The sequence below is a fragment of the Hyphomonas sp. genome (genome assembly GCF_018402285.1).
Lineage (GTDB): Bacteria > Pseudomonadota > Alphaproteobacteria > Caulobacterales > Hyphomonadaceae > Hyphomonas.
The window spans coordinates 1,218,898-1,243,734 of the sequence record NZ_JAGYJH010000003.1 but is presented as its reverse complement, the minus strand read 5'-3'; the positions used below and the strand labels follow the sequence as shown (position 1 = coordinate 1,243,734).

Below are 24,837 nucleotides of genomic sequence, written 5' to 3'. Positions count from 1 at the left end.
TTGAGACGCCGCTTGCCGGACTTTGCTGCCTGCACACGCCGCAACGGGTTGGCGGGGTGATAAAACTGTCCCCTGGCCGTCTTGCCGCGGGTCTCAGCCAAAGGCGTCATGGGGATGGTTGAGGGCGAGGCTGATCCGGTGGAGAAGCTGATCGATCCGGTCGAGCGGGGCGATCACCTCCGCATGGATATGGTCGTAGCCAGACTGGCCCGGCCCGGTTGCTGCCTCGCCGGTTTCTTCCAGCGCGGACAGGAGCGTCATCCGGTCCTGGGACGCGGGGAAGATGCGTCGCAGAAGCTCAACGCATTCGGCAATCCGCAGGCCTGTTACGAGGCGGATGATGTCGCGCAGGCTGGTGTCATGACGCTCGGAAATGCGCGGCAGGCGCCCGGCAAGGGCGAAGGCATGCATCATCAGCGCCTGGCGGACGCCGTGAATGACATGCAGATGGATGCGGTCTTCATGCCGGGAGGCTGTCGAGGGCGCTTCATCGAGGCGGGCGAGAAGCCCGTCGAACCGGTCAAGATCGACCGAGAGGAGGTTGGCCGTGCGGTTGACCGAGAGGGCGGTTTCACCGTCGCGCAGGGCGTAATAGACGCCGCGATAGGCTGACGCCTGCTCGGAGCTCGCTGCGCGGGCATGGGCGATCCAGACGTCCGGATTGTAGATCGAGGCATAGCCCCGCAGCACCGGCAGGCTGGTCAGCAGACGGGCGCGCCAGGCGAGCTGGACGAGACTGCGCATGCGGGGGCTGGTGTTGACGAGATCGACGAGGCGGTCGGTTTCCCGCTGCAGGGACGAGCCGATGCCCGAAGCGGTGTTGACCGGGATGCCAAGTTGCTGGAGCTCGGCATTGTGCGAGATGGCGCGCAGGGCGCGCGGGCCCGCCGCGCCGGACGGGCGACGTGTCTGACGCGAGCCGGCGGTGACGACAAAACCGGGCGCAAAATCCGACAGGAGCCGCCCATAGTCAGGATTGGTGAAGAAGCGCTCATGCCAGGCGCGCAAGGCGCGGTAGAAGTCCCAGACAAGGTCCGTGCGCGTATAGAACGGGTCTTTGGCCGCGCTGCCCGGCGGGGGCGCAAACAGATGGGCGCACCAGTGGGCAAGCGTGGTTTGCGCAAGTTCGGGTGTGGCGAAATGCAGATATCCATCGCCTCCCTGGAAGCTCGATTCGTGGATGATCCGTATTCCCAGCGTATGGGCATTGGCGCGCGTCCACGGCGTGAGCAGATGATCGAAGCGCTGCTCGAAGCTGCCCGGCCAGGCGCCGCGGCCCATCGATTCGCCATGGGTGTTGAAGATGAGAAGGCCCGCGCCGGGCACGCGCGGCGCCAGCGCCCGCAGGATGAGGTTGTGGATACGCTCGATCGCCATGTTGCCGGCAATCTGGCCGATGAAGCGACCGGAATCGGAAAAGCCGAGCTGAATGGACAGATGCCCCCGGCGGCGCACATAGGCGGCAAATTCGGGTTCATCCAGCAGGCGCTCGATGAAGCGCCCGCCGGTTTCCAGTGCTTCAGGCGTTTCAAACAGGGGCGAAATGTCGAGCTTTCCGTTCACGCCGTAATGCCGGGCGAGATAGAGCGCGGCCATCACGGTGGCGGGGTTCTCGCTCTCGGCGATCAGGAAGCGGATGGGCGATCGGGCATCGATATGCTTGAGGATCTGGGCGCACATCATGAACTGGCGGCGGGCGGTGGACGGCTCAAGGAAGAGGTCAGCGAAGTTCACGTCAACCGGTTTGGGCGTGGCCGCGCGGCGGGAAAGCTCGGCCAGGGCAAGACGGCCGAGACTGCGTTCGTCCGCATCAAGATTTAGCTCGCGGCTGATGACCGTGGCGATCTGGGCGGCGTTGACGCGCAGGTGAATGCGTCCCGTGCCCAGCTGCTGGCTTTCGGCCTGTGCGCGCAGGATCAGAAGCTCACGGGCCAATGCCGTGTCATCTGTTGACGCGGCCAGCGCCGCATCCAGCGCGGCAGTGATTTCAGATGCATCTGTCAGGCGGCCGGGACCATCATGGGTGAGGCGGTTGGCCGCCGCGACGAGACGTTCCGGCGACTGAAGGTCTCCGCTGAACATTGCCGCCTGAAGCGCCGTTTCGCCTGCGGCGAGTCCGAGGCGCTCCAGCAGGGCGCCGAGCCCGGGCGCGCCAGGGTGAGCTTCAAGAATTTCCTGAACGCGGGCCTGGTAACGGCGGAGCTGCTCTGCCTTTTCCGTGAGGCGGAACGTGATGGAATGATACCACTGGATGTCCGTGCGGCCATCCAGGTCATACCCTACCCAGCTGGCGATACTGGGAAGGACGGGGCGCAGGGACTGCCAGTGATCCGGGAAGCGCGCGCGGGCAACATCAAACAGTAGCCCTGCAAACTGGCGCTGGGCCCTGGCGGCATTAAGGAGCGCGGCCTGGGCCTCTTCATGCTCGCTGGCAAGCGTGATGGAGCTGTTCCAGCTTCTGGCGTCAGACCCGATGGCTTTCTTGAGGGCAGCGCGGGCTGTCCTGCCGGGCTTTACCGCTTCGGCGGCGATGGCCGCGCGCAGTTCCGGGGAGAGCGAAAAAGTGGGGTGGGCCGTGAACACGACGCCGCCGCGGGCCTGCTCCACAGCGGCTCGGAAGGCGGTCAGGCCCTCACCGGCGATGCGTTCGAGCTGTGCCCGGACCTGCGCCCATACCTTATCGGATTTTACCCCGGCATGGCGCTCGCGAAGCCGGGCCGCGCGCTCGGTGACGACCAGCAGATGGGCCTCATCAATCAGACCGGCAACGTCATCGAGACTGGTTTGGCCCTGCTCGATATCCCGGAACAGCGTCTGGGCGAGGGAGAAGACCGAATTGGTCATCGGGTCTTCGCCGATCCGCTCTGCCTGTTGGCGCAGATATTCGCCTGCGGCCGGCAGGGACGGCTCGATACGGGTCCTGGTCATGTTCTGCAGCTCAGTCTTCAAGGGTAACGTAAGGGAAGATACCCTTGTTAGCGCCCCACTCGCGCAGAAGCGAGGGCCAAGATTGCAGCGGCGTGCCGTCTATGCCGCGAAGCCCGAAACCATGGCCGCCTGCTTCATAGACATGCAGGGCCACCGGCACGCCCGCCTTGCGGAGCGCCGCGTGGAGCATGAGCGCGTTGTCCACAGGCACGGCGACGTCGTCCGCGGCGTGCATCAGGAAGACAGGCGGCATGTCCGCCCGCGCCATGGATTCGAGCGACCAGTTGGCGATCGCTTCCGGCGCCGGCCGGTCTCCCAGCATGTTGAGCCGGGAGCCGGGATGGGCGAACGGCTCGGTCATCGTCGCGACGGGATAGACCAGCGCGGCGGCGTCCGGCCTTGCCGAGAGAGCATCTGTTGCGTCGACCGGCGTATAGGCCGGATTGTCAAACCGCATCGCAAGCGTACCGGCGAGATGTCCGCCCGCCGAAAAGCCTGCGACCATGACCCGGGATGGGTCGATCAGGTCTTGCGCCGCGCGGGCGCGGATAAGGCGGATGGCCCGCTGGGCATCCTGAAGCGGCGCGTCCGGACCTGCCTGCCAGCCCTGATGCGGCAAGCGGTAACGCAGGACATAAACCGTGGCGCCCTCGCCGGCGAAATGCCGGGCGCCTTCAAAGCCTTCCTTGTCGATCACCACCCATCTGTAACCGCCGCCCGGAATGATGAGGATCGCCGAGCCATCGGGCGTGGCAGGATAAAAGATAGAGAGGCTGGGCGTTGTGACATCATGGGCCGCGCGGTCTGTCAGGCCGAAGGGATTGTCGCGATGAACGATCCTTTCCTGCAGGCCTTCAGATACGCCGCCGGGCGGCCCCTCCGGCCAGAGCGGGATCACGGTATCTGCCTCGATCGCCGGCGCGGTGGTTTCCGGCGCGCCCGGAGCTGTCATGCACGCGGCGACGGCAAGAACAGCAAACGCTGCCAGAAAGAAGCGCCGGGCCAGCATGATCATTTCCCTGGCGGATAGGCGATGATCAGCACGAGCGGCTCTGCGCCCACCTGCCGTATGCCGACGGTCGCGCCGGTATAGAGATAGGCCGCCATGCCGTCCGTGAGGGTCTGTTCCTCGCCATCAGAATGCACGACGCCTTCGCCGGAGAGGACGTAATAGATCTCGTCATGACTGATCGGGTGGAGGCCGATGGCGCTGCCCGGATGGAGCGCGCGCTTGCGGAATTCAAAGCTGCGCTCGGGGACGGCATCGGAAATGCGCCAGGCGGTGCTCATGCCGATCCTGCCATGGGGCGGAGGCTCCTCCACCTTCACGTCTTCCCCGGCGACGATGACCATGGCGGGCGCCGGGGCTGCCTCCGGCGCCCGAGCGCTTGCGCAGGCAATCAGGAAAGATGACGCGAGCAGTCCGGTCAGCAGGCGGATCATGAGCATTCCTCTAGTTGAAGAGGCCCGGCAGGGACAGCGACAGGGCGGGAATGTAGGTGATCAGCAGGAGCGACACGATGAGCGCCAGATAGAAGGGCCAGATGGTCTTGACGGCATCCTCAACCTTGATGCCGCCGACGGCGGCGCCCACGAACAGGACCGAACCCACCGGCGGGGTCACCAGGCCGATACCCAGATTGAGCATCATGATGATGCCGAAATGGACAGGGTCGACGCCCACTTCCATGACCACCGGGAGCAGGATCGGCGTCGTGATCACGATCAGGGGCGACATGTCCATGAACGTGCCCAGGACCAGCAGCGTGATGTTGATGATCAGGAGGATGGCGAGCGGGTTGCGGGTGATCGAGGTGATGAGTTCTGCAAGCTGTGCGGGCGCTTCAAGGACAGCGAGGGCATAGCCGAACGCGGTGGCAGCCCCGATGATCAGGAGCACCATGGCCGTGACCTTAACCGATTGCTGGGCGGCATCGACGAAGCGCGACCAGCCAAGCGAGCGGTATACGAAAGCGCCGACGAGCACTGTGTAGATGACAGCGACAGCGGAAGATTCGGTGGCGGTGAAGATACCCGACAGAATGCCGCCCATGATGATGACGGCGGCCATCAGGCCGGGAACAGCGATCAGGATCGCGCGGATGAAGGCGCCCCAGCCGGGAAATTTCCCACTGGGATAGCCCCGGCGCACGGCCACCAGCCAGGTGACCGCCATCAGGATCGCCGCCGTGACGAGGCCGGGAACGACACCGGCGAGGAAAAGGTCTCCGATCGGCACGCCGATGCCGGAAGCAGCCGAATAGATGATCATATTGTGGGAGGGCGGAATAAGCAGCCCGACGATGGCGGCAGAGGCGGTGACGTTGACGGCATAGTCCGCCCCATAGCCCTTCTGTTTCATGAGCGGCATGAGCGTCGAGCCCATGGCCGAGGCGCTGGCGATCGCCGAGCCGGAGACGGCGCCAAACATCGTGGACGCGCCGACATTGACGAGGCCGAGACCGCCGCGCGTGCGCCCCAGCATGGCCTCGGCCGCCTCAACGAGGCGCTTGGCGATACCTGAGCGGTACATGAGGTCGCCCGCGAAAATGAAGAAGGGAATGGCCATCAGCGAGAAGACGCTGATGCCGCCGGCAAGGCGCTGGAAGACCACGACAAGGGGAATGTCCATGGCGAGGAAGGTCGCGATGGAAGCGCCCAGCAGCGAGTAGGCGACGGGCACGCCGATGGCGAGCAGCACCACGAGCACACCCATCAGAATGAGCAGTTCCATCAGGCGGTTTCCTCATTCGGGGGGGCTTCTGCGCGGTAGCCGAGGCGTTCGAGCACCTGTTCAAAGGCAAACAAGGCCATCAGCGCGCCGGAGATTGGCAGGGCAAGATAGGTGAGCCCGCGCGGGATGCCGAGCGAGGGGACAACATGGCTCCATGTGCGCAGGACAAGCTCCCCGCCCCAGATCAGCATCGCCGCGCCGCAGAGGCCGACAAGGGTGTTGGAAACGACCTGCATCCATTTGCGCACGGCCGGAGAAACGGCTTCTTCCAGCGCCACGATGCGGATGTGGAAGCCCTGCCGGACGCCGGCCGCAGCGGCGAGCGCGACATACCAGATCATCAGCGTCAGCGCGGCCTGCTCCGACCAGGACGGGGTGGAATTCAGGACATAGCGGCCGAAGACCTGCCAGCCGACAATGACCGTCATCAGAACGAGCCCGAAGGCCGCTGTCTTGATGAGCAGGTCTGCGGCGATGCGCGTGATATTTGCGAGCATACGGATCATTCCGTTTCTCCCATGGCTTCGATCTGCGAGACCAGACGCCTGGCCTTGTCCGAGACCACATAACGATCCCAGACCGGGCGCATGGCGGCGGCGAAGGCGGCTTTGTCCTCTACCTCGTTGACTTCTATGCCTGAGGCCATGAGGCGGGCACGGGAATCTTCCACGCGCTGGTCCCAGAGGGAGCGCATGTAGGGCACCGACTCCCTGGCCGTCTGGCGCACAAGGGCGCGGTCGGCCTCGCCGAGCTTGTCCCAGCGGGATTTCGACATGACGAGGACTTCCGGGGCGATGACGTGCTGAGTGAGGCTGTAATATTTCGCGGCCTCGAAATGGCGGCCGCTTTCATAGGAAGGCCAGTTGTTTTCTGCCCCGTCGATGACGCCCTGGACGAGCGCCTGGTAGACTTCGGCGATGCTCATCGGCGTTGCGTCCGCGCCCAGCGCGCGGATCATCGAGACGTAGAGGTCAGAGCTTGGCACCCGGATCTTCAGACCGCGCATGTCGCCTGGCGTGCGGATGGGGCGGCGGGTGTTGTAGAAGTTGCGGTCGCCGCTGTCATAGAAGCAGAGGCCGATGAGGCCGTGGGGCTCCAGCGAAGCAAGGATTTCGTCACCGATGGGGCCATCGAGCGCGCGGCGCATGTGATCGTTCGACCTGAACAGGAAAGGCAGCGCCGGAAGCGCCGTCAGAGGCTCGATGGAGTTGAGCGGGGCCAGGTTCACGCGGTTGAGGTCAAGGCCGCCGAAGACCGTGATCTCCAGCGTATCCTGCTCGGAGCCAAGCTGGCCGCCGGCATAGATCTTGATGCCGAGCCGGCTATCTGTGCGGGCGCTCAGGAGGCGGCCCATTTCCTTGACCGCCTGGACGGTGGGGTATTCCTCCGGGTGCGTATCAGTGGACAGGAACTCCCGCCCTGCGCGCATGCCGCAGGCACTTAGCCCCGCCATGGCCGCGCCGGCCGCCAGCACATGGCGGCGGCTCAGGCGTATCGCGTCAGCTGATTCTGGCATCCTCATGGGTATATCCTGCCCCCTGTGGGCGCCGGAACTTGCGGCCGGCTCTCATTCTTTTCTGGCACCATACTGGCGTTATGGTAACCGGTGTCAATACTGTTTCGACGCTGAATTTCAGCGTTTGACGTCAAGACTGCCGCCGGCCATGGCGGCTTCGACTTCCGCAATGGTCACGCGGTTGAAATCGCCAGGTATCGAGTGTTTCAGCGCCCCGGCAGCGACGGCAAAGTCGATTGTGTATTGCGGCGCCCTGCCCGCGATCAGCCCGTGCAGAGCGCCGGCGGCAAAGGCGTCGCCCCCGCCGATCCGGTCGATCACGCCGGGCAGCTCATGAACGGGCGAGGTCCAGCGGCCCTGCCGGGTGACGAGTTCTCCGGCAATCGCCTGATCGTCTACGGAGGATTGCTGGCGGGTGGTTGCCGCGATGGCCTGAAGGCGCGGGAAAGCTGCAAACGCCTGCTCGAAGGCGGACTGGCGATCTTCAAAACGGGCTTTCAGGATCAGGGCAATGTCGCGTTCGTTGATGAATGCGTAGGTGGCGCAGGAGAGAATTTGCTTGAGGATCGCAGGACCGTCCCCGTCCCAGGCTTCCCAGAGAAGCGCGCGGTAATTGCCGTCAAACGAGACTGGCACGCCTGCGTCAACGCCAGCCCTCGCCGCGCGAATGGCCGCATGCGCGCCATTGCGCCCGATGGCAGGGGTGACGCCGGAGACGTGAAAGAGCGCCGCGCCCGGAAGGATGGCCGCCCAATCAAGTGTATCGGGAAGAGCGCCGGCAAAGACAGAGCCGGCCCGGTCATAGGTGATGCGGGAGGGGCGGCGCACGGCGCCCGGCTCAAGGAAATAGAGGCCCATCCGGCCCGGCGCGGAAATCACGGCATCGGTCTGGACGCCGTGCCGGCGCAGCTCGCCCAGGGCCGCCGCGCCGAGGGGATTGTCGGCAACGATGCTGGCAAAGCGCACATCATGTCCGAAGCTGGCGAGCGAGACGGCCACATTGGCTTCAGCCCCGCCAACGCAGACGTCCAGCGACCAGGACTGGAGCAGGCGCTCGGCGCCCGGCGCTGTCAGGCGCAGCAGAAGCTCTCCGAAACAGACAACACGCGCGGGCATTCCGACTTCCTCCACCGGCCCGGCTTAGCGCGCGAGCCAGCCGCCATCCACGGCGACGATTGTTCCGTGGACATAATCAGAGGCGCGGGAGGAAAGGAATACGCACGCGCCGGCAAGGTCGGAAGGCTCGCCCCAGCGGCCGGCGGGAATGCGGCCGAGGATCTCGGTGTTGCGTTTTTCATCGGCGCGCAGGGCGTCGGTATTGTTGGTGGCAAAATAGCCCGGCGCGATCGCATTCACATTGATGCCATGCTTTGCCCACTCATTGGCGAGCAGCTTGGTCAGGCCCGCAATGCCGCTCTTGGACGCGGTGTAGCTCGCCACGCGGATGCCGCCCTGGAAAGACAGCATCGACGCAATGTTGATGATCTTTCCGCCGGACTTTCGCGCGACCATCCCCCGGGCAACGGCCTGGGACAGGAAGAACGCCGATTTCAGGTTCACATCCATCACCTCGTCCCACTCGGCCTCGGTGAAGTCCAGCGCGTCATTGCGTTTGATCATTCCGGCATTGTTGATGAGTATGTCGACCGGGCCGAGCGCGGCTTCTGCCTGAGCGGCCACATCACCGGTGACAGATGGCTTGCTGAAGTCGGCGCGCACAAAGGCAAATTTCCGGCCAAGCGCCTTCACGGCGGCTTCCGTCTCGGTGGGCACGGAGCGGCCGGCCGCTACGATGTCCGCGCCCGCTTCAGCGAGCCCGACAGCGAGGCCTTGCCCAAGGCCGGTATTGGCGCCGGTGACGAGGGCGATCTTGCCTTCAAGGCTGAACATGCTGGGGCGCACGGGTTTCCTCCGGAAATCTAGACATTACAGGCGTTGAAACCGCGCAGCGATCAGGATGCCAGCACGCCCTTCAGATAGGCGGAAATGCCCTCGTCCTGGGAGTTAGCGAAGAAGTAGTCCTGGAACTTCTCGCCCGAAATGGCGGTCTTCAGAAGGTCCTGATCAATCGTCTTCAGCACGGTGAGCATATCGTGGCAGGAAGCCTTCTTCAGATCACTGAGGATACCGCGATTCTTCGCCATGACGGCGGCGCGTTCCTTCGGATAGCCTTCGCCGCGCTTGACCTCGAACAGCTTGCGGTAGCAGTCCTGGAGGTTGAGTTCGGCGGCCCAGCCGAAACCTTTTGCGTAGGGCATGGAAATGGCGTTTCCGTCATTGATCTGGCCGAAGAGGTAGGCGTCGGTCGGGTCGATGATGAGACCGCAGAAAATCCCCGGCATCGAATTGCAGGCAAGGTTTGATCCCATGCCCGTGCCGCAGCCGGTAACGATGAAGTCGGCGGCTTTCGAGTTGATCAGGATGCCGGCAAGGACGCCGATCATCGGATAGGTCAGATGGGCTTTGTCTTCGGGCGTGTACATGCCGTAATGGAACACCTGATTGCCGAGCGGCTCTGCCACAGCTGTCAGCGCGTCGTGAACAATGCTGCTTTTTGCAGCCTGGCTGTTTTCAATGATGAGCGCGATTTTCATTCGGATGTTCCTCAGGAGCATATCACTTGGTAACCGGTGTCATAACCCCTGCCGCAAGCGGCTGCAACCCGTTATCGGTCTCATATCCCCGAAAATCGGAAAGCGGGTCAGCCCGCCTTGCGCGGCGGCGCGGCCGTCGACTCGCGGACCACGATCTCAGGCGTAAAGCTGATCACATCCTCCCGCACCACCCCTGCCGCCTGCGCCAGAAGCAGGCGCGCAGCCGCCTGGCCCATCTCGCGGATGGGTAGCCGGACGGTGGTCAGGGCCGGCCAGAGGCGCCCGGCGATAGGCGTGTCGTCAAAGCCGACGATGGACACATCTTCGGGAATGCGCAGGCCCGCCTTGCGGACAGCGACATAGGCGCCGGTCGCCATCTCGTCATTGCCGGCAAACACAGCCGTCGGGCGCCGCTTGCCATAGAGGAGGCGCTCCATCGCCTGGAGGCCCGAATCGAACGTGTAGCCCGCCTCGACGGTAAGCTCCGGATTGAGCGCGACACCGGCTTCGGCCAGGCCGCGCTGGAAGCCGCTGCGGCGTTCGGGCGCCGAGCGGAAGGATTCCGGGCCATGGATATGGGCGATATCGGTATGCCCCAGCGCGCAAAGGTGACGCGCAGCCTGGGCGGCGCCTTCACTGTCATGCGTCAGGATCATGCGCGAAGGCTCGTCCAGCATGCCCGACGCGATGCGCACATAGTCCACATCATTGTCGCGGAACATCTGCGTGAGTTCCTCATCCTCCGAAACCGAAGGCGGCAGGATCAGGCCGAAGGGCTTGTGATGCTGGATGAACTGCTTGAGCCGGCCGGGATAATTCGCATCTGCGCGGCTCACCGGGCGCAGCACCAGCTGAAAATCTGTCTCCTCGAGCGCGTCGAGGATCCCCCGCTGCATGTTCACGACATATTGCGGACTGGGGTTGTCATAGACAAGGCCGACGAGGAACGACCGGCGCAGAGCGAGCGCCCGGGCCTGGGGGTCGGGCGTATAGCCCAGTTCGGCAATGATCGCCTTGACGACTTCCCGGGTGCGCGGCTTGACCAGAGGGCTGTCATTGATGACGCGCGACACGGTCTTCTTCGACACCTTCGCGATGCGCGCGATATCGTTGATCGTTGCCCGGCCCTGAAGCTTGAATTCAGCAGCTTCCTGAACGGCGGCCGCGAGTTCGGCTTCGAGCTCAGGTTTTGATTTGTCGCTCACCGGAAACCCTTGTTTGAGAATGGAATGTCCTCTTTTGCCCGGCGGTGGACATTTTGCAAGCGTCGTGCGGTTTTTGAGGCCTCAGGTTCCCCTGCCGCGCGCGCTGGCGTCCAGCGCTTCGGCGGATTTCGGCAACATCGTATCAAGGTCCCAGAGCGAGGGGTCGAAAGCTTTCCGGGTCGGTTCGATGTCCGGATAACCACCGACTTCCGACTGGCTGTCGATGACTTCGCCCCGGCCTTCAGCAGCGTTGGCGAAGATCCGGACGTCATGCCCGTCCCGGTCCCAGGGCCGCGCGCCGGCATTGGCGAGCACGAAGCGCTCAACCGAAGCCGCCGGCAGCACGGGCAGTCCCTCCGGCAGGGGCATCGGAGCGTCTGCCTCGATGATCTTTGCCGCGCCAGTCGTGTAACGCCCGCGCTCAGGCAATGGCGCGCCCCAGCGGTCAACCGCGATATTGTCGCGGGCATAGAGCGCCAGATCGCCGTCGCCGCCGATCATCACCAGCGGGAGTCCATCGAGCGTCGACAATCCGGCCCGCATGACATTGCCGATAAGGTCCATCTTGCCGGTCTCGAACGCTACCTTGCCCCATTCCAGCGCCTGCAGATTATAATGCACCGCGCGCTGTCCGGGATCGTAGATGAAGTTATTGACGATCTGTCCGTGTACGCCGCCCTTGAATAGCGGGCTGCGCTCATAATTATGGGCATACAGATTTCCATAGATCAGGATGCCGTTCACGTTGTCATGGATCAGCGAGCCTTTGGAATGCTCGAACTTGGGATGGGTCGAATCGGCGAGCCCCTCGGCGATGAGATTGTGGCTGTAGAGGATATTGTGGGACGTGCCTGCGCGCCATTCATCCGGCGTCTCGCCCGTGAACCGCGGGCCAGAGGCGGAAAGATTCTCGTCGACCGCCCAGGTCAGTGAGCAATGATCGACGATGAGATTGCGGGCGCTGGTTGTGGCAATGGAATCTTCAGCAAAGCCAGATGCGCGGGCCTCGCCATTATCTCCGGGCCGGATGCGCAGATGTTGCAGGATGACGTCGTTCGTCTTCACATCAATCCCGCCGCGGATCAGCGTGATTCCCGGCGACGGCGCGGTCTGGCCCGCAATCGTAATGTCAGGATTGCTGATGGTGATCGTCTGTTTCTCCAGATCGATCACGCCGCCCACTTCAAACACGACGATACGCGGGCCCTTCATGGCGATGGCTTCGCGCAGGCTTCCTGGCCCGTCATTGGCAAGCGTCGTGACCCGCACGATCTCTCCGCCGCGGCCGCCATCGGTATAGGCCGACCAGTCAATATCCGGGAAAAACCAGACCTGATCGGGCGCCGCGGCGAGGGCTGATCCTTCAGCGGGCGCCGCGCTCATGGAGGGCGCAATGGCAAGGCTGGCGCAGCCACTCAGGATGATCGCCAGAATGGCCGCGCCGCTGCGCGCAGAATTGCGGAATGTATACCCCATGAACTTTTCCTCCGATGGGCGCTCTGATCTGGCGCCTGACCTGTCTTGCCTGCCACCCGGGTCAGAAACCAGTTGACAGACTGAACTTTAAGGGAAGTATGACACCGGTTTCCACACCTGTCCAGCAAGGCAGGCCCGGAATTCAACAATCAGATCCGCAGGGCGTCAGACAGCGCCCCAGCTGACAGAACAGGCACGAGGGATGACGCAGGGAAATACAACTGAAGTGAGCAATGTGGCCGCGGCTGATGTCCGGGCCGATGCCTTTGTGCGCGCTCGCCTCAGCGCTGAGCCATTGCCTGCCTATCCAGGCGCCATGCCTGCGAGCCTGGCTGAGGCGTATGAGATCCAGAACCGCGCCATCCAGCTCTGGCCCGACGTGGTTGCCGGCTGGAAAGTCGGCCGCATCAATCCCCCCTGGGACAGTGCCTATGGCACGGATCGCCTTGCCGGTCCGATCTTTGCTTCACAGGTCTCGTACGCACACGGCACGCCGGTTGACTGCCAGGTCTTTGAGGGCGGCTTCGGCGCGGTGGAGGGTGAAATTGTCATTGCCGCCGGACACGACGCACCCGCCGACAAGATGCGGTGGACACTGGAAGAGGCCTTGTCGATTGCGGGTTCGGTGCGTGTTGGCGCCGAGATCGCCTCCAGCTGTTTTGCGGGAATCAATGATCACGGCCCCCTGGTGACGATTTCCGATTTCGGCAACAATAACGGCCTGGTTCTCGGCCAGGAAATCCAGGGCTGGCGCGATGCTTCGCCCGCAAGCTGGAAGATGCGAACACTGATCGATGGCGGCTTGGCTGGTAAGGGGGACGCAAACTCCATCCCGGGCGGCCCTCTTGAATCGTTCCGACAGCTTCTGGAAATCTGCGCGGCGCGCGGCCTGCCCCTGCGCAAGGGAATGCACGTCTCGACCGGCGCCGTTACCGGCGTGCACGCCGCCTCTGCCGGGCAAACCGCCTCGATAGAAACCGAAGGGCTGGAGACAATCTATCTTAGATTGCTGCCCGCCCATCCGATCAACCCGCCGTCACGTTCGCGCCCAGCTGAAACTTGATAATCCCGGCCATCATCAGGAAAGTATCCCAAAGATGAAGTAACGGAAATTTTTAGAATTGCCACCGGTGGCATAATGAGTAATGATACCGGTGGCATTATCGCAGACCCCCTTCGCAGAAAGGGGTGCAAGTAGAGACGACGATACCCTGGGGAGGAGACCAGACATGCGTTTCAAGGAAAACAGTTTTAACTTCCGGCTGCTCATGGGAGCAGCTGCCATCGGCCTGCTCACGGGCGGCCTTGGGGCAGCGGCGCAGGAAGATACGCCTTCGGACGAAGCAGAAAGCCGGCAGGAAACGGTTGTTGTGAAGGGCTTCCGCGGAAGCCTCCAGCAGTCCCTTGCGGTCAAGCGCGCGGAAACAGGCATCGTTGACGCCATAAGCGCCGAAGACATCGCGGATTTCCCGGACCTGAACCTGGCCGAATCGCTCCAGCGTATTCCCGGCGTCCAGATTGACCGGGACGGCGGGGAAGGCCGCTCCATCAACGTGCGCGGCCTGAGCTCTGACTTCGTCCGCGTTCAGATCAACGGCATGGAAGCCCTGGCGACCACCGGCGGCCGCGATGGCCGCGCCAACCGCAACCGCCAGTTCGATTTCAACATTTTCGCAGCTGACCTTTTCAACAGCGTGAAGGTTGCCAAATCACAGGAAGCGGCTGTGGACGAAGGCTCCCTGGGCGCAACTGTCCAGCTGCGCACAGCCAAACCGTTCGACTTTGACGGCTTCACCTTCGCGACCGGCGCGCAGGCGTCCTATAACGACCTCTCCGAAGAGACCGACCCACGCTTCACCGCGCTGATCTCCGACCGCTGGATGGATGGGCGCCTTGGCGGCCTTCTGTCCGTTGCCTACTCGGCCCGCAACACATTCGAAGAGGGCTCGAGCTCGGGCCGCTTCCGTGTTCCGGCAGATGACGGCTGCGTTCCGACAAGCACAGGCGGGATCATTACCAGCTATGTGGGCAGAACGCGCTGCTATCAGTCGGTCGGCACCATTACCGATGCTGCCGGCAATACGCTGAGCGGACTTGCGGCCGAGGAGGCTGCCTGGAACGCCGCTCACCCGCGTATCCCGCGCTATGGCCGCATCGGCTATGACCGTGAACGCATTGGCCTTACCGGCGCGCTTCAGTTCGAGCCCTTTGATGGCACGGAAATCACGTTCGACTCGCTCTATGCAAAGCTCGATCAGACCCGGCAGGAAGAGTTCCTGGAAGTGATTTCCTTTGCCCGTGAAACGAGGGATCAGGGCTTCCGCGCAATGGATCTTGTGTCCGGCCGCGTGGATGACAACCGCACTCTGGTCCAGGGCACGTTCAATGACGTCGACATCCGCACAGAGCAGCGGATCGACATTCTGTCGACAGAGTTCATTCAGAACTCGCTCAACGTGGAGCATGAGGTCTCTGACCGCCTCCGGATGACTGCCATGGGCGGATTCTCCCGCGCAATCGGCTCGAACCCGCAGCAGACGACCATCTCGCTCGAGGCCTACGACGTGGACGGTTATTCGTACGATTACTCCGATCCGAACCTGCCCGCGTTCAATTACGGCTTCGACGTGACGAACCCGGCCAACTATGTGTTCTCGTCGAGCACCGCGCTCGGAGACGCTTCAATCATCCGCCTGCGTCCAAACAAGACACTGAACACCTATGAAACGGCCCGCATTGATCTGGAGTATGATCTGACAGATGTGTTCACCGTCAGCGGCGGCGTCTCGGTCAAGGAGTTTGGGTTCCGCGTCAATGAATGGCGCAAGCCCGCCGAAGGCGTATCGGCGGCAACGCTGGCACAGCTTGCGGCCAACGGATTCTCGCTGGCCGACTATACGACGACGATCAGCAATTTCGGCCAGGGCATGGACCTGCCTGCCGGAACGCCGACGAGCTGGATAATACCAGACCTCAACGCCCTGAACACCATCATCAACTTCGATTGCAATTGCATCAATGAATATGGTGACTGGCGCCGCACGGTGTTTGCAGGTGAAACCCGCAGCGCCAACGAGAAGTCGACAGGCGGTTATGTCCAGCTCGACTGGAGCACGGATCTGGGCACAATGCCGTTCCGCGGCAATCTCGGTGTGCGCTATGTCGAGACAGACCTCACCTCGGTCGGCCTCCTGAGCGGCGCTGAAACCACAGCGAACAACACGTACAATGATACGCTGCCGGCTCTCAACATGGTCCTTGAGCCGATACCGGATGTCCTGGTGCGCTTTGCTGCCGCCAAGACGATGGCCCGGCCGAACCTTACCGCGCTGACGCCCGGCGGTTCAATCGACACCAGCCCCCCCGGCTTGTCGCTCACATCCGGTAACCCCTTTCTCGATCCGATCCGGTCAAACAATTATGACCTGTCTTTCGAATGGTATCCCTACGAAGAAGCCCTGTTCTCGGTGGCCCTGTTCCGCAAGGAAATCGACAGCTTCGTGCAGCGTCTGCGCGAGCAGAAGGCGTTCTCGGAAACAGGTTTCCCGGCATCGCTGTTGCAGCCCGGCGTGTCGCCGTCCGACATCTTCGCGGTGACAACCTTCGTCAACACAGAAGGCGGCGACCTGACCGGGTTTGAAGTGACGGCACAGACGCCGTTCAACTTCAGCTTCATCCCGGAATACCTGCATGGCTTCGGCGGCATCGTGAACTTCACAAAGATCGAATCCGAATTCGATTACATCGTGAGCGCCACGACCGGCGCGACAGTCACACAGCCCCTCGTCGGCCAGTCCCCGGAATCCTTCAGCGGCACGCTCTACTATGAGCGCGGTCCGCTGGAAGCACGGATTTCCACCACCTGGCGGGACGAATACCTGACGACTGTTCCGGCAGGAAACAACAACGACGTTGAAGGCAAGGCGGCAACGCTGAACCTCGACTTCTCGGCCTCCTACCAGCTGTCGGAGAAGATCGATCTCACCTTCGAGGCGATCAACCTGACCGATGTGTATGACGAGCGCTGGATCAGCTCGGAGCGTCAGAACAACCTCAATTACGAACATACCGGCCGCGAATTCGTTGTCGGTGTGCGCTACCGCTACTAGGGCTCAGGCGGGGCCGGCAGGCTCAGTGCTTGCTCCCTTGGCACCGGGCGCCGCCCCCTGACCTGGCCTCAAACGCCGGCGGTTTCATTCCCGAAGCCGCCGGCGATTTTGTTTATGGAGACACATTCATGGCCGACCTATCCAGACGCTCTGCCCTGTTGACACTTGGCGCCCTGCCCCTGGCGGCAGGCTGCACCTCCCGGACAGGCCCGGCGCCTGCAGCCCCGGTGACCGAAGCGCTTGCGCCCTCGGGAGCAGGCCATGAAGGCCTTTTGTCGGTATCGGGAAAGGACTGGCGGCATCTGTCCTGGCCCGGCGGCTTTGAAGGCCAGCGCCGCGCCGATCTCGGCAATGGCACATTCCTGAATCCTGTTTTCTCTGGTGACCGGCCAGACCCCAGCGTCCTGCGCGACGGCGACACCTATTACATGACCTTCTCGACCTTCGATGCCTATCCGGGCCTGACCATCTGGAAATCGAAGGACCTGGTGAACTGGTCCCCCGTCACGGCGGCCCTGAACACGCCCATCGGCTCTGTCTGGGCACCAGAACTCTGCAAGCATGACGGGCGCTATTTCCTCTACATTCCCGCACGCTTTCCAGATTACCGCTCAAACTATGTCATCTGGGCCGACCGGATCGAAGGCCCGTGGAGCGAGCCTGTCGACCTCAAATTGCCCGGTCATATCGACCCCGGCCATGCTGTGGGCGAAGATGGACAGCGCTACCTGTTTCTCAGCAGAGGCGACAGGGTTCGTCTCACCCCGGACGGCCTTGCCACTGTTGGCGAGGTTGAGCATGTCTACGATCCCTGGCGGTATCCCGATGACTGGACTGTCGAAGCCTTTGCGCCAGAGGGGCCGAAGATCATGCGCCGGGGCGGCTTTTTTTACATGATCACGGCCGTCGGCGGGACAGCCGGCCCGCCAACCGGCCATATGGTCATCGTCGCACGATCACGCTCCATCCATGGTCCGTGGGAGGATTGCCCGAACAACCCGATTGTCCGCACATGGTCTGCCGAGGAAAAATGGTGGTCCCGGGGGCATGCGACGCTGGTCGAAGGGCCTGACGGGAAATGGTGGATGGCCTATCATGGCTACGAGAACGGCTTCTGGACACTGGGGCGACAGATGCTTCTGGACCCTGTCAGCTGGAGCGAGGATGGCTGGCCGGTTGCCGAAGGCGGAGACCTTTCCGGGCCCATTCCCATGCCCGCTCCGACAAGCAGCCTGAGCCATGGCCAGGCCCTGTCGGATGATTTCAGCACCAATCGTCTCGGAACCCTCTGGACATTCTATGATCCGGCAGCTGACGAAAGCAGCCGGTTCCAACTTACCCCCGAAGGGCTGCGCCTTGCCGCCAAGGGCAGTGGCCCCGGCGACGCGTCACCCCTTTGCCTGATCGCGGGTGAGCTCGCCTATGAAATCGAAGCGGATATCGAAATCGGCGAGGGCACGGAGGCCGGTTTGCTTCTGTTCTACAGCAAACGGCTGTATGCCGGCGTCGGCTTTGACGCTGATAGTGTGGTGATGCACCGCTATGGCCGCCCGCGCCGGGGCCGCGCGCCGGAGGGGCATGGCAACCGCCTGCGGATCCGTATCCGGAACGACCATCACATCGTGACAATCCATACGAGCCGTGATGGGCAGACCTGGCAGAAATACGCCGTCCAGATGGAAGTCTCCGGCTACCATCACAACACCGATGGCGACTTCCTCAGCCTGCGCCCCGCCCTCTATGCCTCTGGCAACGGGTCTGCGCTCATCCGCTCCGTCAAGTTCCGGGCGGTCTAGCTGCCCCACTGGATGAAGGGGACCTTGGCAAAGAGGGCGCGCTCATTCCCGCGCGGGTCATTGGCGGCGTAGACCGTCTTGCCAAAGATCATCGTTTCACGCGCCGCAATCGTATGGCGTGGCCAGTGCGGGATCCCGGAATGGTTGGGGTCCCCGTTCCGGGCGAGCGAGATGAAGGCCCCGGAAAGAGCGTTCGACACCCGCAAGGCATGGGCCCGCTCGCCGGGCATCGCGCCAGGCTGGTCAAGGTTCAGGAAAGCGTAGCCGATATCGACCATGTGCGGCGCGCCCCATCTGCCGCCTTCGGCTGCCCACGGAAGATCAAACCGGTAAACCCAGTTGGGTCCACCTTCCCGCGCCCGCGCATCGGCCTCCTCGACCTGACCGCGCCAGGAGCGCGCGGCCGTGGTCGCGGCAAAGAAAATCTCTCCCGGCGAGCGATCCGGGTAAAAGCCACGATAAGCTGAAACCACCTCATACGGATCAATGTCGCACCGCATGTGCCGGGCGAGCGCGCCGGGCAGATCACCCCAGCTCAGATCAAACATTTCCGGCGCGCCCCGCCCGATCAGGTTTCGCGTCTCGTCCAGCGTATTTCCAAGGATCATCGGAATGGCAGACGATTGCGGCGGGGCGTCGGGCCAGAAAGGGTGCCGCGTCAGCAGGCGCCCATCCATCACCGGCCCGAAATATATCTGGAACTCCGGGTTCACCGGATCGCGCAGGTCGAGCGCTTCGATGATCCGGGCAGCCGGCACAGATGCCAGCGCAGCCGCGTCCCCTTGCGCAATACCGAGCCGGTCAAGAAAGGCCGCCGTCCGCCGATGCGCATTCAGTGGTCCGGACGCGGTCACCTGCTGCCCGCTCATTGTGGCAACGGAATGGAAAAGGCCTCTGGCCGCCGGCGCGGCCATGAGCGTTGCAATCTTTGCCCCGCCGCCCGATTGGCCAAACAGCATGACCCGGCCCGGATCGCCGCCAAAGCTTGCGACATTCTCCTTCACCCAGTCCAGCGCCAGGATGATATCCCATTGCCCGGCATTTCCGGAATCGGGATAGGCGTCCGGCATGAGTTGCCCAAGCGATAGATAACCGAAGGCATTCAGGCGGTGATTGATCGTGATGACAACCACATCGCCGCGCGCCGCCAGCCGGGCGCCATCATAAAGCGCGTCAGAGCCCGATCCGGAGTTATAGGCCCCGCCATGGATGTAAAGCATCACTGGCCGGTTCCCGCCCGCTCTGGCTTCAGGTGTCCATACATTCAGGAAGAGGCAGTCCTCGGACTGATCGGGCTCGCTCCCGCGCTGCGGCGAGGCAGCCCCATAACTCACGGCACGGACGGTCTCCTGCCAGGGCGCAGGCCGCCGGGGCCGGACAAACCGCGTCGTGGCCGTATCGGCGCCGTAGCGAATACCCCGGAACACCGCTCCGCCGCTTTCATGCACACCGCAGACCGGGCCGTTGGTTGTCAGCACGACAGGATCTTCCCGCCCGCCCGCCCGCGCCGTCAGCGCGATGCCGGCGCCCCCGATGGCCGCCAGTGCAGCGCGGCGGTTTACTTGCATGCGCCGCCCTCCACGGGGCTCGATAGCACCCGGCAATGCCAGTGGGGATATTCCTTCGCCACCAGGCTGGAAGGCCATGTCCCGTACCAGCTATACCCCGTACGGCGCTCTGGATCGACCTGGTCGTAGCGCTCCACCCGAATCCCGTCCCGGTTGGCCAGAACGACGCTATTGTCCTCCAGATCGTAGAAACGCGCCCAGAGCGGGGGGCACCGGCATCCTCGACCAGACGCCGGTCAAAATCCGCATCATGGAAGCGGTATTCCGCTGACTGATCAAGCTTAACGGTTTCGAGGCGCACCCCTTCGATCTTGACCCGGGCCAGCCACTCCGCGCCGCCCTTCACGCTCGCGATGATCTCAGGCGATGGCGCCTCGATGGACATGAGATAGCGCAGGATCGCCACCGTCTCTTCAGAGACTATTCCGGGCAATTCAAAGCTGCGCCCGCCCATCGGCTGCAGCGTGCCGGGGTCATACTGCCCGGCCCACCCGGCCAGCGTCTCGCCCTGGCGGACCTGAAGTTTCAGAAGGCACGCTTCGCCGCGCTCAAGGGCAGCGGCCGCCTGCGCCTGCGTTTCTGCGCCGAACCCATTCATTGGCGCGCGCGCTTCGGCAATGCTCCGCAGCAGGGCGAGTGGCCCGGAAAAAACTTCATCGGCCACCGTGATGCGGCCCTGATAGTGCGATTGCGGTGGAACTGTATGGGGCCAGCCCCCACACCCCTGCATCTGGTTGGCAATGAGATAGCCCAGCCCGCGCCTCGCCCCTTCAAGGTAACGCGCGTCCCCAAGGCGATCATAGGCGCCCATCAGATACTCGATCTGAGTGTAAACATTGCGGTTGTCGAAGCTGCCGCGCGGCTCCGCCTTCTCGGCCATCAGCGCTTCCACGTCGGCCGGGCGCAGAACCTGCAGCGGGTCGCGGTTCTGCACCCAGCCGCCATGATCGCGCTGGAGAAGCAGAAGATTGTCGGCAATTGCCGCTATGTCGGCCGGGTCATGGCGCGGATAGTCTTCCCCGCCCTTCATCTGCCAGTGATGGATCGCGTCCTGAAATCGGTCCAGCGGCAGCGGTGGCCGGGCACAGGCCAAGCCACCGAGCGACAGGACCACGCCTGCCGTGAGCAGGGCGCGCAGGCCCGCTTTTCCCGATATACCGATTGCCATTCCGGCCTTCCTCCATCGCGGCAATGCGGCCGCGCCGGAGGAAAAATGACACCGGTAGCAATTGGCGTCAAGAGACGTATCCGGCCTCTCCCCGCAGTCCCTATTCGGCAGGTACCATCCCGGCCGCATCGTCCTTGCGAACCGCGCGTCGCAGCACATCGAAATAATCCCGCGAAATGCAGTCGACGCCGTCATAATAGCCCCGCGAGGCGAGCAGCGTATGCATCCGGCGCAGGTTATAGGGCGGGATGTGCGCAAACAGGTGATGCTCCAGATGGAAGTTCACATTGTTGGGCGCCACCAGCACGCGCTGCCAGAAGGGCGCGGTCGTGGTGCCTGTGTTGAGGCGCGCGTCGCGGCTGGTGCGGTCTGGCGCCGTGCCATGCTCGCCGATCTGCCGCAGGCGGACAATCGCAGGATAAACGAAGATCTCCGCCGCCCACCACATCAGATAGGCCCAGGGCGCGCCTGCCAGCGTCACCGTCCCCAGCAGCAGGATATGAAAGGTCAGCCAGGGCCAGTTCCGGGACAGTTTGAAATTGCTTATCTTGCGCAGCGTGTCGCGATATCCGGTCTGCCCGCTCAGGTCGCGCACGAACTTGCGGCGCAGGCTCTGCGCAGGCACGGGGTAATTCTTCACGAAGCCGATATCGGGGTCATCCGGCGTACCCGCATACTGGTGGTGTTTCAGATGATAGGCGCGGTAGGCGGCCAGCGAAATATTCATCGGTGCCCCGACAATCCAGTGACCGACAAAATCATCCACGGCCTTGCTCCTGAAGAAGGCATGGTGGGCGCAGTCATGATTGATGATACCGAGGCCCAGCTGGCGCCCGCCCAGGATGACAACCCCCAGCAGGATCGTCAGCGGATTGGGCCAGACAATGGCGATTGCAAACGCCGCAACAATCAGCCCCCAGTTCCACACCAGAGTGGCCAGCGCCTTCAGGTCCGATTTCTGCCGGAGCGCATTCAGCTCGTCTTTTGACAGGACATCGGAAATCTTGGCTAAGGATTGCATATGCGGCCGCTCCCATTATCTGTTCCTCAACACTTATTACATAAAATGACGCAATGGGTCAATTCACGTATTATTTTAATCCTCTGACGCCGCAGGACCTGACGGCGAAGGCGCTGATCCTGTCGCTGATCAGCTCTATCGACACGGACCGTCAGGGGATCGCCAGCCTCATCCATGCCGGCGCCCTGTTTGAGATCGAGCCCGCCACCCTGCGCGTCGCGGCCACCCGCCTGCTCAAGGAAGGCCTGCTGGAAAGCCCTGAGCGCGGCGTCTATGTGCCCGGCCCGAAGGCCCGCGCGCTCACCCGGCGCGTGCAGCAATGGCGGGACGTGGCAGACAAGGTCGTCCCCTGGAATGGCGACTGGCTGGTGGCGATGACCCATCACCTTGGCCGTCGCGACCGGCGCCAGCTGCGCACGCGCGAACGCGCCCTTGCCCTTTTCGGCTATCAGGAGGCCGGGGATGGGCTCTGGGCGCGCCCGGCAAATCTCGCCCGGCCTTTGGACGCTCACCGGGAAGACCTGATCGGCATCGGCGCGGACGACACCCTCCCGGTCCTGCGTGTCTCCGGCATGGCCGGCCCGGGCCTTCGCAACTGGCCGGCGCTCTGGTCGGCGCAGGCCCTGGAGCGCTCCTACGACGACGCCATCGGCGCCATGACCGAAAGCCTCGCCCGCCTGCCTGGCCTTTCCGCCGCAGACGCGGCCCGCGAAACCCTGCTCATCGGCCAGGCCGCCATCCGCGCCATCAACTTCGATCCCCTTCTGCCGCCGGCACTCGGAAACCAGAAGCGCTTCCTCGAAATGGTCGCTGCGATGCGCGCCTACAATGAAGCCGGGATCGGCTGCTGGCAGGCCTATCAGGCAACGGCAACCGCGCCTTCCGGCGGCGGATGAGACGCTGTGCCAGACCGGTACAGCTGGGAAGAGTGTTTGACTTCCTGAAATAACAAGCGCATAGGCCCGCAGGTTAGGGCGGATTTCCGCCTGGTCGGGTCTGCGTGAGCGAGCAAGTCAGAGTTATCTGAAACGTTCCAGACCCCTCCTTAGAGACAATTCACCCCACGTCCTGTATCACGCCGGGCCGTTATTCGACCCGCACGCTGGCTGCCACAGGCAGTTCCGGCGCCTTCATGACGAAAGTAATCATGTCCGATTTCCAATCCCTCGGCCTCTCCGGCCGTATCCTCACGACTCTGACCAAAGCTGGCTACACGGCCCCCACCCCGATCCAGCAGAAAGCCATCCCGCTGGTCATTGAAGGCCGCGACATTGTCGGCCTTGCCCAGACCGGCACCGGCAAGACCCTCGCCTTTGCGGCCCCGATCCTGGATCGCCTCAGCCGCAACGCAACCCCGGCACCCGTCCGCGGCACGCGCGTTCTCGTGCTCGCCCCGACCCGCGAACTCGCAGGCCAGATTGCAACCTCCTTCGGCACCTATGGCGCAGGCCTCAACCTCCGTGTCGTGATGGTTTGCGGCGGCGCCAAGATCGGCGGCCAGATCCGCCAGCTTGAGCGTGGCGCCCATATCCTGGTGGCAACGCCCGGCCGTCTGATCGACCTCATGGAGCAGCGCGCCGTGTCGCTCGACAAGGTCGAAACCCTCATCCTCGACGAAGCCGACCAGATGCTGGACCTTGGCTTCATTCACGCCCTTCGCGCCATCGCCAAGAACGTGCCCTCCAAGCGCCAGACGCTGTTCTTCTCGGCCACCATGCCGAAAAGCGTCGAAGCGCTGGCCGCCACCTTCCTGCGCAATCCGGCCGAAGTCTCGGTGGCGCCGCCTGCCTCCCCGGCCGGCCGCATCGAACAGCGCGTCTGCTTTGTCGAACAGTCCGAGAAACTCTCGCTGCTCGTCGAGAAGATCCGAGAGCCTGAACTTCGCTCGGCTATCGTCTTTACACGCACGAAGCATGGCGCTGACGGCGTTGTGAAGCGTCTGGCGAAGGCCGACATCGATTCCGTTGCCATCCATGGTAACAAGAGCCAGGCCCAGCGCCAGAAAGCGCTCGACGCCTTCAAGGCCGGCCGCGTGCCGATCCTTGTGGCAACCGACATTGCCGCGCGCGGCATTCACATTGACGGCCTTGGCCATGTCATCAACTACGACCTGCCGGACGTTCCCGAACAGTTCGTACACCGCATCGGCCGCACGGCCCGTGCCGGCGCAACCGGCATTGCGATCTCCTTCGTTTCCAAGGACGAACGCCCGACCCTGCGCGCCATTGAAAAGCTCACCGGCCTGAAGCTCGCCCCGAACGGCGAATTCCTGCCGGACGAGCCCCTGCGCAAGCCGGGCAAGCCGCAAGGCAACCGCTCAGGTGGCGGCGGCCGTGCTGGCAACCGCTCCGGCACTGGGGGTGGCTACAAGGGCGGCCAGTCATCGGGCCGCAACAGCGAGGGCCGCAGCTCCGAAGGCCGTACCGGCGGAAAGTCCGGCTACGACCCGAGCCGGAATTCGAGCCAACGCTCTGATCAGTCTTCTGGCCAGGACGCAGGCCAGAGCTTCGAGCGCGGCGGCAACCGTCCCCATCGCAAGGGCCCGTCCGGCTCGCAGTCTTCAGGCGGGCAGCCCCAGCGCGCGTCCAATGCAGGCCGCCCGCGCCGCTTCAGGGAACGCGCAGACGCCTGATCGCCTTCAGGCCTGATGCACCAGACAGATGGAAGCCCCGGCCCCCCTGCCGGGGCTTCCTGCGTTCAGGGCCCGTCCATTGCATCGGGC

General features: G+C 63.5%; 19 protein-coding genes and 1 pseudogene. 5 read left to right on the top strand and 15 right to left on the bottom strand.

Annotated elements, in window-relative coordinates:
• Window positions 1-93: 93 nt before the first annotated feature.
• The 11 genes from KG722_RS08655 to KG722_RS08605 all read right to left on the bottom strand — a co-directional run bounded on the left by KG722_RS08655 (window position 94) and on the right by KG722_RS08605 (window position 12,453).
• Window positions 94-2,928 (bottom strand): phosphoenolpyruvate carboxylase, encoded by a 2,835-nt coding sequence (locus KG722_RS08655; RefSeq protein ID WP_213271331.1) that lies wholly within the window; start codon window positions 2,926-2,928, stop codon window positions 94-96.
• Between the two features lie 10 nt (window positions 2,929-2,938).
• Complete coding sequence (locus KG722_RS08650) at window positions 2,939-3,937, bottom strand: alpha/beta hydrolase (protein WP_213271330.1); 999 nt, start codon at window positions 3,935-3,937, stop codon at window positions 2,939-2,941.
• 2 nt (window positions 3,938-3,939) lie between these two features.
• Window positions 3,940-4,281, bottom strand: a complete 342-nt coding sequence (locus KG722_RS08645; RefSeq protein ID WP_366910226.1) for a cupin domain-containing protein — start codon at window positions 4,279-4,281, stop codon at window positions 3,940-3,942.
• A 100-nt stretch (window positions 4,282-4,381) separates the two neighbouring features.
• The gene (locus KG722_RS08640) at window positions 4,382-5,662 is read right to left on the bottom strand and encodes a TRAP transporter large permease (protein ID WP_213271328.1); all 1,281 of its coding nucleotides are present in this window, start codon (window positions 5,660-5,662) and stop codon (window positions 4,382-4,384) included.
• Window positions 5,662-6,168, bottom strand: coding sequence for a TRAP transporter small permease (locus tag KG722_RS08635; RefSeq protein WP_213271327.1), 507 nt, complete (start codon window positions 6,166-6,168; stop codon window positions 5,662-5,664). Before KG722_RS08635 ends, KG722_RS08640 begins: the two co-directional genes overlap by 1 nt.
• Entirely contained in the window at window positions 6,165-7,184 is a 1,020-nt protein-coding gene (locus tag KG722_RS08630) for a TRAP transporter substrate-binding protein (RefSeq protein ID WP_300998321.1), read from the bottom strand. The genes KG722_RS08635 and KG722_RS08630 overlap by 4 nt, the downstream gene beginning before the upstream one ends.
• A 111-nt stretch (window positions 7,185-7,295) precedes the next feature.
• Window positions 7,296-8,294 (bottom strand): sugar kinase, encoded by a 999-nt coding sequence (locus KG722_RS08625; protein ID WP_213271326.1) that lies wholly within the window; start codon window positions 8,292-8,294, stop codon window positions 7,296-7,298.
• 24 nt (window positions 8,295-8,318) lie between these two features.
• A complete protein-coding gene (gene kduD / locus KG722_RS08620; protein WP_366910210.1) occupies window positions 8,319-9,080 on the bottom strand; it encodes a 2-dehydro-3-deoxy-D-gluconate 5-dehydrogenase KduD in 762 nt (253 codons plus the stop codon).
• A 50-nt stretch (window positions 9,081-9,130) separates the two neighbouring features.
• The gene (locus KG722_RS08615; protein ID WP_213271325.1) at window positions 9,131-9,772 is read right to left on the bottom strand and encodes an RpiB/LacA/LacB family sugar-phosphate isomerase; all 642 of its coding nucleotides are present in this window, start codon (window positions 9,770-9,772) and stop codon (window positions 9,131-9,133) included.
• A gap of 107 nt (window positions 9,773-9,879) precedes the next feature.
• Window positions 9,880-10,977, bottom strand: a complete 1,098-nt coding sequence (locus tag KG722_RS08610) for a LacI family DNA-binding transcriptional regulator (protein WP_366910209.1) — start codon at window positions 10,975-10,977, stop codon at window positions 9,880-9,882.
• Between the two features lie 81 nt (window positions 10,978-11,058).
• Entirely contained in the window at window positions 11,059-12,453 is a 1,395-nt protein-coding gene (locus KG722_RS08605; protein WP_213271324.1) for a pectate lyase, read from the bottom strand.
• 226 nt (window positions 12,454-12,679) lie between these two features.
• On the opposite strand from KG722_RS08605, the gene KG722_RS08600 reads away from it, so the two are divergent.
• The 3 genes from KG722_RS08600 (at window position 12,680) to KG722_RS08590 (ending at window position 18,358) form a co-directional block, all read left to right on the top strand.
• The gene (locus tag KG722_RS08600) at window positions 12,680-13,516 is read left to right on the top strand and encodes a hypothetical protein (protein WP_213271323.1); all 837 of its coding nucleotides are present in this window, start codon (window positions 12,680-12,682) and stop codon (window positions 13,514-13,516) included.
• A gap of 166 nt (window positions 13,517-13,682) precedes the next feature.
• Complete coding sequence (locus KG722_RS08595; protein ID WP_213271322.1) at window positions 13,683-16,562, top strand: TonB-dependent receptor; 2,880 nt, start codon at window positions 13,683-13,685, stop codon at window positions 16,560-16,562.
• A 128-nt stretch (window positions 16,563-16,690) separates the two neighbouring features.
• Complete coding sequence (locus KG722_RS08590) at window positions 16,691-18,358, top strand: family 43 glycosylhydrolase (RefSeq protein ID WP_213271321.1); 1,668 nt, start codon at window positions 16,691-16,693, stop codon at window positions 18,356-18,358.
• Here the strand turns inward: KG722_RS08590 and KG722_RS08585 are convergent.
• The 4 genes and pseudogenes from KG722_RS08585 to KG722_RS08575 all read right to left on the bottom strand — a co-directional run bounded on the left by KG722_RS08585 (window position 18,355) and on the right by KG722_RS08575 (window position 22,115).
• The gene (locus tag KG722_RS08585) at window positions 18,355-19,926 is read right to left on the bottom strand and encodes a carboxylesterase family protein (RefSeq protein WP_213271320.1); all 1,572 of its coding nucleotides are present in this window, start codon (window positions 19,924-19,926) and stop codon (window positions 18,355-18,357) included. The two genes, KG722_RS08590 and KG722_RS08585, sit on opposite strands and share 4 nt — an antisense overlap.
• The gene (locus KG722_RS15440; RefSeq protein WP_366910225.1) at window positions 19,917-20,087 is read right to left on the bottom strand and encodes a pectate lyase; all 171 of its coding nucleotides are present in this window, start codon (window positions 20,085-20,087) and stop codon (window positions 19,917-19,919) included. Before KG722_RS15440 ends, KG722_RS08585 begins: the two co-directional genes overlap by 10 nt.
• Window positions 20,088-20,209: 122 nt before the next feature.
• Window positions 20,210-20,956 (bottom strand): annotated as a pseudogene (locus tag KG722_RS15435) (pectate lyase); the annotation flags it as partial.
• A gap of 238 nt (window positions 20,957-21,194) precedes the next feature.
• Window positions 21,195-22,115 carry a fatty acid desaturase family protein gene (locus KG722_RS08575; RefSeq protein WP_213271319.1) on the bottom strand — a complete coding sequence of 307 codons (921 nt, stop codon included), beginning with the start codon at window positions 22,113-22,115 and terminating at the stop codon, window positions 21,195-21,197.
• Window positions 22,116-22,168: 53 nt separating this feature from the next.
• Between KG722_RS08575 and KG722_RS08570 the strand changes: the two genes are divergently transcribed.
• Window positions 22,169-23,011, top strand: a complete 843-nt coding sequence (locus tag KG722_RS08570) for a hypothetical protein (protein ID WP_300998319.1) — start codon at window positions 22,169-22,171, stop codon at window positions 23,009-23,011.
• Window positions 23,012-23,262: 251 nt separating this feature from the next.
• Entirely contained in the window at window positions 23,263-24,747 is a 1,485-nt protein-coding gene (locus KG722_RS08565; RefSeq protein ID WP_300998318.1) for a DEAD/DEAH box helicase, read from the top strand.
• The last annotated feature ends 90 nt before the right edge of the window (window positions 24,748-24,837 follow it).

Excerpts from the sequence above, each read along its gene's own strand:
- KG722_RS08655 (WP_213271331.1), bottom strand. The coding sequence starts at position 2,928 with ATGACCAGGACCCGTATCGAGCCGTCCCTGCCGGCCGCAGGCGAATAT.
- KG722_RS08650 (WP_213271330.1), bottom strand. The coding sequence starts at position 3,937 with ATGCTGGCCCGGCGCTTCTTTCTGGCAGCGTTTGCTGTTCTTGCCGTC.
- KG722_RS08645 (WP_366910226.1), bottom strand. The coding sequence starts at position 4,281 with ATGGTCATCGTCGCCGGGGAAGACGTGAAGGTGGAGGAGCCTCCGCCC.
- KG722_RS08640 (WP_213271328.1), bottom strand. The coding sequence starts at position 5,662 with ATGGAACTGCTCATTCTGATGGGTGTGCTCGTGGTGCTGCTCGCCATC.
- KG722_RS08635 (WP_213271327.1), bottom strand. The coding sequence starts at position 6,168 with ATGATCCGTATGCTCGCAAATATCACGCGCATCGCCGCAGACCTGCTC.
- KG722_RS08630 (WP_300998321.1), bottom strand. The coding sequence starts at position 7,184 with ATGAGGATGCCAGAATCAGCTGACGCGATACGCCTGAGCCGCCGCCAT.
- KG722_RS08625 (WP_213271326.1), bottom strand. The coding sequence starts at position 8,294 with ATGCCCGCGCGTGTTGTCTGTTTCGGAGAGCTTCTGCTGCGCCTGACA.
- KG722_RS08615 (WP_213271325.1), bottom strand. The coding sequence starts at position 9,772 with ATGAAAATCGCGCTCATCATTGAAAACAGCCAGGCTGCAAAAAGCAGC.
- KG722_RS08605 (WP_213271324.1), bottom strand. The coding sequence starts at position 12,453 with ATGGGGTATACATTCCGCAATTCTGCGCGCAGCGGCGCGGCCATTCTG.
- KG722_RS08595 (WP_213271322.1), top strand. The coding sequence starts at position 13,683 with ATGCGTTTCAAGGAAAACAGTTTTAACTTCCGGCTGCTCATGGGAGCA.
- KG722_RS08590 (WP_213271321.1), top strand. The coding sequence starts at position 16,691 with ATGGCCGACCTATCCAGACGCTCTGCCCTGTTGACACTTGGCGCCCTG.
- KG722_RS08585 (WP_213271320.1), bottom strand. The coding sequence starts at position 19,926 with ATGCAAGTAAACCGCCGCGCTGCACTGGCGGCCATCGGGGGCGCCGGC.
- KG722_RS08575 (WP_213271319.1), bottom strand. The coding sequence starts at position 22,115 with ATGCAATCCTTAGCCAAGATTTCCGATGTCCTGTCAAAAGACGAGCTG.
- KG722_RS08570 (WP_300998319.1), top strand. The coding sequence starts at position 22,169 with ATGGGTCAATTCACGTATTATTTTAATCCTCTGACGCCGCAGGACCTG.
- KG722_RS08565 (WP_300998318.1), top strand. The coding sequence starts at position 23,263 with ATGTCCGATTTCCAATCCCTCGGCCTCTCCGGCCGTATCCTCACGACT.